Here is a 10,846-nt window from a genome sequence, read left to right as displayed (position 1 = left end):
TGGGGATACCTCAGGGTCTGAGCTCTTACCGGTACCGGAGACGTGTGGATAAGTTAGCTAAGGGCGAGGTAGAGCGTGCGGCCGCTTAACAGCAGGGTGATAGCCAGCACGCTAAAACCTAGCAGATTTTGCCGGCGGTTATTGCGATAGCGCCCCAGCGCTTTGGCATTGACCGCGACTAACAGACAGAGCGTAATAACCGGTAATAAAATGCCATTGGCAACCTGGGCAAACCAGATCACGCTTAGAGGTTTCAGCTCCATGCTGGATACCGTAATACCTATTAGCATCACCAGCAGCCAGGTCAGGCGAAACTGCTGCGGATTCAGTGCCAATAAACCCTGCAACGCATAGGCCGCCGCCAGTGGTGCCGTTAGCGCCGAAGATAAACCGGCCGCCAGTAAGCCCAGCGCCATCAGATAGCGCGCACTGGCACCAAACAGTGGTTCCAGCGACAGTGCCAGCTCACCGGCGTTACTAAGTGTCAACCCTTTGCCAAAAAATGCGCTAGCCGCCGTCGAGACTATTGCCAGAGTAATTAGGCCACCCAGCGGAATAGCGGTACGCAGATCGGCGGCAGACTCCGCCAGCGCCTGGGATTTGTCGGTAGTTTGCCATTTACGGGCCGCACTGGCGGCATGTAAAAACAGCGAGTAGGGCACAACGGTAGTACCAATCAGTGCAATCACCGTTAACGTTGCGCCCTCCGGTAGTTGCGGTACTAAAAGTCCGCGCAGTATGGCCGACCATGCCGGTTGGGTTAGCAGCATGCTGCTGATAAAGGCCAGACTCATTAATAGCACCAGGCCAATTAACCAGCGCTCAATTAACTGATAGCGGCCTTGCCATAGGATCGCCGCAGCGATGGCGCCTAATAGCAAAGCCCAGGGATTCAGCTTGCTGTGCTCTGCCAGCGCAAGTCGCCAGGCGGTATCTCCCCAAATGGCTTCAGCACCCAGGCTGGCACCCGTCAGATTACCGCCCTGATAGGCACTGTTACCCAGCACAATAGCGGCAATAACCAGCAGATAAAGTAAGGCCCGCAGCAGCTTATGCTGCAGTTGCTGGCGCAAATTCTCACCCAACCCCCGACCGGTTACGATGCCTAATCGTGCCGCCATCTCCTGCAAAATCAGCGTTGCCAACACCGAAAACAGCAGGGCCCACAGCAAAGCATAACCAAAGTTAGCACCTGCCAGTGATGCAGTAACTACGGTACCAGGCCCAATAAAAGCAGCGGTAACCAGGGTGGCGGGGCCAAAGCGGGGGATAAAGCGCATAACGCAGTCCAAAGATAATTAGTTGCTTATCATAACCTCAGAATGAAAGGCAAAAGCAATAGTTGAGTTTTTAGTGTGAATTACAGATCACCTGAAAACGACATTAACCAAAATACAGATGTTGCTTTTTATCCCGCCAAATCGCCAGTTGGCAGGATTTTGCTGCTGGCGCAATTCTCCCTGTGCTAGGGTAAGCACTGCAAAATAACCAGAATAAGTGCTTGCTATGAAAAGACTTCAATACTCTGTTAGCCGTGTCGCCCTGGCACTGGCAGTCTCGTTTTCCCTTGTTTCCTGTAGTCAGCTTGGAACGACAACTAACACGGCGCAGCTGCAGCCAAGCGCCGTGACTATTGCGGCCAGTAGCGCCGATGTGACTCATCTTAAACCGTTAAGCCTGAGCGACATTATGCAGTTTCGCGAGATCAAAGAGCGTGCGGTTAGCGGTAATCAGCAGTGGCTGCTTTATACGGCTGAGCCGGATTTTGGCGACAGTACCGGCTATGTGCGGCATTTACTCAGCGAGCGCGAGTTTAGTATTGAGCGCGCAGATCGTGGCCAGCTCAATCAAACCGGCAGTTTTGCGCTGTTTCGCCAGCAGGCGCCGCTGTTAGCGCGTGAACAAGCTAAAAACGATAAGGCTAAACGTGATGCCCTAGCGCAGAACGCGGTATTAGTTAATACCACGACTGGCGAGCAGCGGGTATTTACCAATATCGAACGCTTTAGCTTTACCGGTGCCGGTAACTATGCCCTGTTACTGGCGCGCAAAGCCGATAGCAAAGACAGTAGCCAATTGCTCCAACTGCTGGATTTACAAAGCGATACGGTGAGCGATTTAGGGCAGGTGACAGAGTTTGCTACCGCCAAAGACTCGGACTTAATCGCCCTGGTCGTTGAGCAAGCAGGCGTTGAGCAAGCCGCCACTAAGCAAACCACAACAGACAAAGCGGCAAAAAACACCAAACCAAGCCAGCAGGTGTTAGTTTATTTCCCTGCCGAGCAGCGCAGCCTGACACTTACTGAAGCTAACGCCGACATCAAACAGCAATTGCGTTTTAGCCCGGATGGCCAGCAACTGGTATTTTTTAGCGCCGCTAAAGCCGAAAAAGGCCAGGAGAGTGCGCAGCAACTTTGGCATTGGTCGGCTAAAAATTTAACAAGCAGCAATCAAAACCCGGCCCGGCCATTAGCTGTAGCACAAGATGGCTGGCTGTTAAGTGATAAGCAGGCACCGGAGTGGCGTGAGGATAGCCGGGCGGTACTGTTAGGTTTTCGGCCGCTCGTCGCGCCGGCAGAAGCTGCGGCGGCACTGGAAACGGACGAGCAACTGTTTGATTTAGCTCGCTTGGCCGCTGGGCGCAAGCTGCAGGTGTGGCATGGTCAGGATCCGCGGATTATCCCGCAGCAAAAAGCGGAGTATCAGCAAGCACAGCGCCGCACCGCTCCGGCTTTGCTCTGGTTGGATAATAGCAGTGTGGATAACAGTAGCCTGGCAAGCAGCGCCACACCACGACTGGTAGCGCTAAGTGCCGATATCGAAGATCGGCTGTACCCGTCGCAAAACCCGCAGGCGGCGCTGGTCAGCAATGGCCGTCCTTATCTGCAGCAACTGACCTGGCAGGGCCGGTTACATGATATCTGGCATGTTAATTTGCATACCGGACAGCGGCAGCAGGTCTTTGCCGGCAACCCGTCTTACGAGCGTGCGCACCTCTCGCCCTCTGGCCGTTATGCACTGTATCAGCAGCAGGGCAAACTCTGGTTATTCGATAGCAGCGATGGCAGCAAACGTCAGTTGGCAGCGGATATCAAGGTATCCTGGGTTGATGAAATGCACGATCGGCCAGAGCCTGCCGCAGCTTACGGCGTAGCCGGCTGGGCGGCCGATGAATCGGCGGTACTGGTTTATGATCGCTTTGATATCTGGCAATTGGGCCTGAATGGCGACAACCGTAACCTGACGGTAAATGGCCGCGACACGCACTGGCGTTACCGCTTTGAACAAACCGATGCCACAGCGCAGGCTATTGCCGTGAATAGCAAGCTGCTATTACGCGGTTTTAACGAGCAGAGCAAACAGAGCGGCTTTTATCAGCTGAATTTGGCAACGGGTGAACGACAAACCCTGATCAGCGGCAATAAGCGCTACGATTTTGTTGAAGCGCTGGAACAGCAGAATGCCTACCTGTTTACCGAACAAAGCTTCCGCCAGTTTCCGGATCTTAAACTGGCGAAGCCTGATTTTAGTGAGCAGACTCGGCTAACTGACGTTAATCCGCAGCAGCGAAATTTCGTCTGGGGCGACAGCCATTTGATTGACTGGTTTACCGCCGATGGCGAGCGGCTGCAAGGCGTGGTATTAACACCGGATGGGTATGACCCAGCTAAGCGCTATCCGGTGCTGGTGTATTACTACGAGCAATTCTCTGACCGTTTGTTTAACTATAATCAAATGCGGGTTAATCACCGGCCGAACTTCCCGTTTTATTTAGGGCAGGATTATGTGGTGTTTTTACCGGATATCCGCTTTCGTGAGGGGGCGCCCGGGCCAAGCGCCACCGAGTCGTTGTTGCCGGCGATTGACCGTTTAATCGAACTGGGCATTGCCGATCCTAAAGCCATTGGTTTGCACGGCCATAGCTGGTCGGGTTATCAAACGGCTTTTGTGATCACCGAAACTGATCGCTTTGCCGCCGCCGTAGCAGGCGCGCCGGTAGCGAATATGACCAGTGCCTATAGCGGTATTCGCTGGCAAACCGGCCTGGCGCGGCAGTTTCAGTATGAAACCGGGCAAAGCCGCATTGGTGAGTCGATGTTCGACAATCTCAAACCTTATATCGATAATTCCCCGGCGTTTTTTGCCGATAGAATTAACACGCCGCTATTGATCCAATTTGGTGATAAAGACGGTGCTGTGCCTTGGGAGCAGGGGATTGAGCTGTATTTAGCATTGCGCCGCTTGGATAAAGATGTGGTAATGCTGCAATACGAGGGCGAAGATCACCATCTGGCGGACTTTGCCAACAAGGTGGATTACAGCATGAAAATGCTGGAGTTTTTTAATCACTACCTAAAAGGCGAACCGGCACCACTGTGGTGGCAGCAAGGGCAGCCGTATCAGCGCAATGACTAAGCACTAGTTAACATTATCAACACCAGGCGCCAACCCTTGTTGGCGCCTGGTTTAAACCGTAACAGGCATACAGCTTTTCTTAAGTAGTTTATTGGCGTTGGAGACGGCTGCGGTAAATAGCAGTTCGTTTAATTTTTATTTTCAATATTTATACAATAAGCTTTGACATCCCGATTTAAACCTATACACTGGGCTGGCTTAATTAGTTTGTTCATTATTTATGCAAACCTTGAATGTTACTGCCGTTTAGTACCCTTTCCTGTATTCATAAGTTTAAACATCTCTTGCAGCACTATCGCCTCGTCGCAGGCACTTTAATTAATTGATACAGGTAACTCTTATGTCTACTCCAACTACCGGCACCGTAAAATGGTTTAACGAAGCTAAAGGCTTTGGTTTTATTGAACAAGCGTCAGGCCCTGACGTTTTTGCTCATTTCAGCGAAATTTTAAGCAGCGGTTTTAAATCACTGCAAGAAGGCCAACGGGTGCAATTTACCGTAACGGCCGGCCAAAAAGGCCCACAAGCATCAAAAATTTCTGTGATGTAAGGCTTAACCGCCTGCTCTGAGCCAGTAAGTCTTTTTGGCAAGGAACTACACGACAAAACCACTGCATCGCAGTGGTTTTTTGCTTTCAATCTAAAGTCATTATTAATCGCGGAATGGACGTTATTCCGGCAGGAATAAGCTAAACTGGTGCAACTTTACCACAGGAGCTTTTACTGATGTCTGAAGCAATGCCTGATTCGTCGCTAACGCAACCGGCCTATTTTATTCCACATGGCGCTGGCCCCTGTTTCTTTATGAACTGGAATCCGGCCAATACCTGGCAGCAGATGGCGGCGTTTTTACGCGGTATCGAGTCTGATTTACCGGCGTCGCCAAAAGCCATTCTGCTAATTTCGGCACACTGGCAGGATGACGCCTTTGCGCTGACCGCTGCGGCCGAACCCGATTTGATTTACGACTATTTTGGTTTTCCGGAATCAACTTATCAGCTGACTTATCCGGTTCCCGGCGCACCTGAGCTGGCGGCGGCGATTGCCGAACGGATTAGCGCAGCGGGTTTACCCAGCCGGCTGGAGCAGAGCCGCGGTTTTGACCATGGCGTTTTTATCCCGTTAAAACTGATGTTTGCTCAGGCAGAGATCCCGGTAGTGCAGCTGTCACTGCAACGCGGCCTGGATGCCTCAGCGCATCTTCAGCTTGGCGCGGCATTAGCGCCGCTGCGCGAGCAGGGCGTACTAATCGTTGGCAGTGGCATGAGCTTTCATAATATGCGGGGCTATGGCGATCCCCGCTATACCGCGCCCTCAGAGATCTTTGATCGCTGGTTAACCGATGCCGTGCAGGCCGAGCCGGCAACACGCTATGCCTTGTTGCAGCAGTGGCAAACGGCGCCCCATGCCATAGATTGCCATCCGCACGGGGCCGAAGAGCATTTGCTGCCGCTAATGGTTGTTGCCGGAGCCGCCGGCGCGGCAAACGGCCGTAAAGTGTATTCAGAAAATGTGCTGCGCACCCAGTTGTCAGCATTTCGGTTTGGTTAGAATGACGAGCAAAGTTGGCTAGCTCGCAGGTTGTGTCGTCCGTTCAGCCAAGTAGCAAGGTGTGACAAATTAGAAATGATTTGCGATTTTGGGGTTTAACATCGCAGGTCGCGTCTCCGGTACGGCAAGCATACCGGAGACGGGCGCTTCGTAGTGAGCAGCTTATGTTTGCAAAATGTTTGCGGGCGTTAGAATGTACCAGTGTGTACCAGCAGTAAAAACAAAAACAGCACCATAAGGTGCTGTTTTTGTTAGGAATTTGGTGCGTCCTAGTGGACTCGAACCACCGACCCCCACCATGTCAAGGTGGTGCTCTAACCAGCTGAGCTAAGGACGCAAATGTTGTCGCTGACAACGGGCGCTATGTTATTGCGCGCCTTGCACTTTGGCAAGTGTTTTTAAGTTCCGGCGTTGTGTTTGCCTGAAAATTAGCCGGTAAGGCCTACCGGACACAGTTGGTTCAGTTGTTGGTACCAGCCAACGTGCTGTAGCAGCTGTTGTTGTAGTTCAGTGGCCGGTTGCTGATAGCGTTGCTGCAATACCGGTAGCAGGGCGCTATCCTGATACAGTTCGGCCAGTAACGGCCAGCTTTGTTGCTGATAGCGCGTTAACTCAGCCAGGTAAGCCTGTACCTCGCCAATAAAGTATTTACGAAATACTGTACTTAGAATGGTTAGCTGCTCGGTTTGGCCGCGCGGGCACAGGCTGGCCGGTTCAATCGCCAGCAACGCCGGGTTGATGCTGCCAAGCCAGCTTGCGGCGTAGCGCAGGCTATATTGCAAATCAGATAAAAAGCTAAAACGGTAGAGGGTTTCCAGTGCCTGTTCCGGATCGATCCGGCTGGCACTGTACCAATCTTGTCGTGCCACGGCTTGTTTTAGCTCAACTAATTGCTGCAGCGCGCCCAGGCTCTCGGTAAAGCCGCTATTATCGCCGGGGGTAAGGGTGCTATTACTGCCCAGCCAGCGTTTGCGCAGCGTGTCATCGGTTTGCAGCATATTGTTCAGCGCGATAGCGATGCTGTGTTGTTTCTGCTGATACACTTGCTGTAATTGGCTGTTTAACGGTTCTTCCCACTGCTCAGTTAAGCATTGTTGCAAGGTGGCGAGAAAGCGCAGTTCGTAGTTTAAGCGTTTGCTGGCGGTAAACACCTTGCCCAGGCTGCTGTTGCGCTCTGCTATTAATTGATCCAGGCCGCAGCGGCGGGTGGCGAACGCATCCAGCAGGTCGATGCGTAAATCGGGTAAGGGTTGTTGCAGCGCCGATTTCGCGATAAAAGCCGGCGCGGCAGTTAGCTGTGGTGCCGGGCTATCCAGTGCCAATACCCGGTTTACCCGCTGCTGATAATCGCGCAAGGTGGCAACGCCCTGGCTGTCGCCACAGCCGCTTAACAGCAAACAGCAAAGCAGACTAAGCAGTAGCCCCCGTTTTAAATTCATGCTCCATCCTGTTGATTTGTTTACGTAATACTATTGCCAGTGCGATAGCTGCACAGGTTAAACCGACAATAATACCCGTCCAGAAGCCATGAGGCCCCATCGGTTCGACCAGCCAGTTAGTTAAACCTAGTACGGCACCCAAACCAAAACCGATTGGCCAGTATGAGATTAGCGTAATAAAAAAGACCGGTGTTGTGATTTTCATGCCTCGCAGGGCACAGGCGGCAACGACCTGTACAGCATCAGAGAATTGATAAATGGCTGCCAGTATTAACAGCGAGCTGGCCAGGGCGATTACCGCCGGATCCGGCGAGTACAAGGCGGCGACGTACTTTCTGAACAGCAGGGTAAAAATCACGGTAAGCAGCGACATCGCCACAGATAATACTATGGCCGTGCTGATCGCTTTTTTCAGCTCCATTAAGTTTTGCTCGCCGACCAAATGGCCAACCCGGATAGTGGTAGCTAAACCTAAGCTTAGCGGTAGCATAAAGACAATAGCACTGTAATTATGCGCCACCTGATGGCCGGCGACGGCGATTGGGCCTAAATGTACGATCACCAGAGGAATACAGGCAAACAGCGTTACTTCAAAGAAAATCGAAAACGCAATGGGTGTGCCGATGCGGATTATTTGCCATTGATCTTTTAAGCTCAGCCACAGCTTTTCCGGCCAGTGGCGGTAGGGGCGGGTGCTGCGGCTGGTGTAGCCGTAAACCAGCATCGCAATAAACATCGCCACAAACACCAGACTGGTGGCGACACCACAGCCAGCACCGCCCATCGCAGGCATTCCCAGTTTGCCGTAGATAAAAATATAGTTGGCTGGCACGTTAACCAGAATACCGACAAAGGCTATCCACATACTGGCTTTGGTGTTGCCCAGGCCTTCAAACAGGTTGCGCATCACCATATAGCCCGCGGCGGGGAATAAGCCAAAGCTGACATAAAATAAGTAGTCGAGGGTTTTTTCCCGCAGCAGCGGGTCCATATTCAGCCTTGATAGCGGAATATCGGCAAATAACATCAACACGAATAACAGCGCTGCCATGATAAAGGCCAAATACAGTGCCTGTAACGTATAGTGGCTAATCGGTTTGGTTTGTTTACTGCCGTAGTACTGCGCCACAATCGGCGTTAAGGCCAGCAATAAGCCCTGCATCGTCAGCACGACCGGCAACCAAAGACCTGATGCCACAGCAATGGCGGCCATATCCGTGGCGCTGACGCGGCCGGCCATGACGGTATCGACAAAATACATCAGAGTTTGCGTTAGCTGAGCTAACACTATCGGGCCAGACAGTTTTAAAATGGTTCTGGCTTCAAAGCGGGAAAAAGGTAACATGAGCGCCAATGTCGTATCGAGCGTAAAAATAGGCGCGTAATGTACCACAAACAGAGGTGTGAATGTTTACCGGAATAGTACAAACCCAGGCTGAGATTACACAAATTCACGATGTAAACGGTATTCGCCGTTTAACAGTGCAGGCGGGGGCTGATTATTTACAGCAGCTAACACGCGGTGCCAGTATTGCGATTAACGGTGTTTGTTTAACTGCCACCGAATTTGATAGCGCGGCCGGCTGGGTCTGTTTTGATGTAATAGCGGAAAGTCTGCAAAAAACTAACCTTGGCACTTTGGTCGTTGGCAGCCGCGTCAATCTGGAGCGCTCACTGCGTTTTGGTGATGAACTGGGTGGCCATATTGTCTCTGGTCATGTCCAGGCTACCGCGACACTGAGCGCGATTAAACGGGATGCTGATAATGTGGGCTTTGAGCTTAGTGTACCCGCCGAGCTGCTGCCTTATATCCAGCCGAAAGGCTTTATTGCGGTGGAGGGCTGCAGTTTAACCGTTGGTGAAGTGACGGCGCAGGGCTTTAGCCTTTATTTAATTCCGGAGACACTGCAGATCACCAATTTAGGCGGTAAGCAGGTTGGCGATAAGCTGAATATCGAATTAGATCAGCAAACGGTCACCCTTATCCGCACCGTAGAGCGGCTGTTAGCTGAACGCTTTAACAAGCCCTAATAGTACTGCTCGTCGTCGGCATCGACAAAAATCTGTACCTTATGCCGCATCTCATCGACATGCACCCGGATATGCATTGGATTGCAGCAATTGCTGCAATCTTCGGTGTAATCCTGATCTTCATCGGTGGCTTCGACACAGATATCCGTCGGGTGCCCGCAAAATGGGCATTGAATACTATGGAAAATGGGCTGCATCCCAACCTCCGTTTAATCTGTTAATGAAACAGCTGTTTAATCAGTTCCTGTGCCTGCAGCAGATAACTGCCCCGGAATTGATTGGCATGGTTTAGTACATGATACAAATTATAGAGGCTTTTGCGCTGTTGGTAGCCTTCATGCAGCGGATATACCGCCTGATAGCTTTGGTAAAACGGCTCCGGAAAGCGCGCAAATAAACCGGTAAAGGCCACATCGGCTTCGCGATCACCAAAATAACAAGCCGGATCAAACACTACCGGGCCTTCGGCGGTAAAGCCAACATTGCCACGCCATAAATCACCGTGTAGCAGGCTCGGCAGCGGTTTATGATGCGCCAGCAGCTGGCGGCTTTGCTCAACCATTTTATCGATATTACCTACGCCAAAACCTTGCTCGGCCAGTAACTGCAATTGCCAGCCTAAGCGCTGCTCTGAGAAAAAACTGCTCCAGTTGCTCTGCCACTGATTTGGTTGCACGGTCAGGCCAATAAAATTATCCCAATCAAAACCGAACATTGCCTGTTCATGCCGCGCATGCAGCGCAGCCAGCTGTTCACCGAGTTGTTGCCAGCCCTGTTCGGTTTCCATTTGTAGTGGCAAAAATTCCAGTACTAAAAAGGCTTTATCCAGCGTCTGACCAACACAGATCACTTCCGGTACCCGGATGGCGCCTTGCTGGGCCAGCTTTTGCAGCGACCACTGTTCATTTTCAAATTGCTCCAGCCGTTCGCGTTGGTTCAGTTTGACAAAAAATTGCCGGCCCTGGCCCTGAATATGCCAGGCCAGATTAACCGAGCCACCGTTTAGTGACGCCTTGTCGGTGATCTGAAAATCAATATCCAGCTCAGTGCTGATTTGTTCTGCAATACTTTGCCACATAGGTACCATCCTGTTGTTTGCCTAAACTGAGTATGGCTGATTCTGCGCAAATTTCCTTGATCCCGAATAAGGCAGGATACGTAAAAGACACCTACTATTAGTTGTATCCAGCAGCGCTCGCTGTGCTGGTGTTTGAGCACGGGATCTTACGCTACGCTGGTCCCTATGCCAGTGGGCCGCTGTGTAGCAGCAGTAACAGTTTTTTACCGGCATTACTGTCAGGGCAAAGCCGTTTGCCCGGCAGCTGGCTAAATGGTGAGACCAAGGCCTGCCGTTGTCTGGTAAGCCAGTCGCCAAAGTGATACTATGCAGCGGCTTTTTATTACTTCAG

General features: G+C 51.7%; 10 protein-coding genes and 1 tRNA gene. 5 read left to right on the top strand and 6 right to left on the bottom strand.

The window, feature by feature from the left end; genetic code table 11:
- Positions 1–53 precede the first annotated feature (53 nt).
- A complete protein-coding gene (locus tag AAY72_RS15650) occupies positions 54–1,280 on the bottom strand; it encodes an Nramp family divalent metal transporter (protein WP_057788778.1) in 1,227 nt (408 codons plus the stop codon).
- A 226-nt stretch (positions 1,281–1,506) separates the two neighbouring features.
- Here AAY72_RS15650 and AAY72_RS15645 point away from each other — a divergent pair, with 226 nt between their 5' ends.
- The 3 genes from AAY72_RS15645 (at position 1,507) to AAY72_RS15635 (ending at position 5,967) form a co-directional block, all read left to right on the top strand.
- The gene (locus tag AAY72_RS15645) at positions 1,507–4,416 is read left to right on the top strand and encodes a prolyl oligopeptidase family serine peptidase (RefSeq protein WP_057788776.1); all 2,910 of its coding nucleotides are present in this window, start codon (positions 1,507–1,509) and stop codon (positions 4,414–4,416) included.
- A 340-nt stretch (positions 4,417–4,756) separates the two neighbouring features.
- Positions 4,757–4,966 carry a cold-shock protein gene (locus tag AAY72_RS15640; protein WP_008983216.1) on the top strand — a complete coding sequence of 70 codons (210 nt, stop codon included), beginning with the start codon at positions 4,757–4,759 and terminating at the stop codon, positions 4,964–4,966.
- Positions 4,967–5,142: 176 nt separating this feature from the next.
- Positions 5,143–5,967, top strand: coding sequence for a class III extradiol ring-cleavage dioxygenase (locus AAY72_RS15635; RefSeq protein ID WP_057788774.1), 825 nt, complete (start codon positions 5,143–5,145; stop codon positions 5,965–5,967).
- A 260-nt stretch (positions 5,968–6,227) separates the two neighbouring features.
- On the opposite strand, the gene AAY72_RS15630 is transcribed toward AAY72_RS15635, so the two are convergent.
- The 3 genes from AAY72_RS15630 to AAY72_RS15620 form a co-directional block, all read right to left on the bottom strand.
- A tRNA-Val gene (locus tag AAY72_RS15630) sits at positions 6,228–6,304 on the bottom strand.
- A 91-nt stretch (positions 6,305–6,395) separates the two neighbouring features.
- Positions 6,396–7,406 (bottom strand): DUF3080 family protein, encoded by a 1,011-nt coding sequence (locus tag AAY72_RS15625; RefSeq protein WP_057788772.1) that lies wholly within the window; start codon positions 7,404–7,406, stop codon positions 6,396–6,398.
- Complete coding sequence (locus tag AAY72_RS15620; protein WP_057788770.1) at positions 7,378–8,751, bottom strand: MATE family efflux transporter; 1,374 nt, start codon at positions 8,749–8,751, stop codon at positions 7,378–7,380. Before AAY72_RS15620 ends, AAY72_RS15625 begins: the two co-directional genes overlap by 29 nt.
- 62 nt (positions 8,752–8,813) lie before the next feature.
- On the opposite strand from AAY72_RS15620, the gene AAY72_RS15615 reads away from it, so the two are divergent.
- On the top strand, positions 8,814–9,437 hold the full coding sequence (locus AAY72_RS15615; RefSeq protein ID WP_057788768.1) for a riboflavin synthase: 624 nt from the start codon (positions 8,814–8,816) through the stop codon (positions 9,435–9,437).
- Here the strand turns inward: AAY72_RS15615 and AAY72_RS15610 are convergent.
- Both AAY72_RS15610 and AAY72_RS15605 read right to left on the bottom strand, forming a co-directional pair.
- Positions 9,434–9,634 (bottom strand): CPXCG motif-containing cysteine-rich protein, encoded by a 201-nt coding sequence (locus AAY72_RS15610; RefSeq protein WP_008610179.1) that lies wholly within the window; start codon positions 9,632–9,634, stop codon positions 9,434–9,436. The genes AAY72_RS15615 and AAY72_RS15610 overlap by 4 nt on opposite strands.
- Before the next feature lie 20 nt (positions 9,635–9,654).
- Positions 9,655–10,515 (bottom strand): fructosamine kinase family protein, encoded by an 861-nt coding sequence (locus tag AAY72_RS15605; protein WP_057788766.1) that lies wholly within the window; start codon positions 10,513–10,515, stop codon positions 9,655–9,657.
- 101 nt (positions 10,516–10,616) lie between these two features.
- Here AAY72_RS15605 and AAY72_RS15600 point away from each other — a divergent pair, with 101 nt between their 5' ends.
- Positions 10,617–10,817, top strand: coding sequence for a DUF6436 domain-containing protein (locus tag AAY72_RS15600; RefSeq protein ID WP_255355989.1), 201 nt, complete (start codon positions 10,617–10,619; stop codon positions 10,815–10,817).
- Positions 10,818–10,846 lie beyond the last annotated feature (29 nt).

Source organism: Alishewanella sp. WH16-1 (assembly GCF_001441695.1).
Classification (GTDB): Bacteria; Pseudomonadota; Gammaproteobacteria; order Enterobacterales; family Alteromonadaceae; genus Alishewanella; species Alishewanella agri.
The sequence above is the reverse complement of the archived record's forward strand: the minus strand, read 5'-3'. Positions and strand labels throughout refer to the sequence as shown.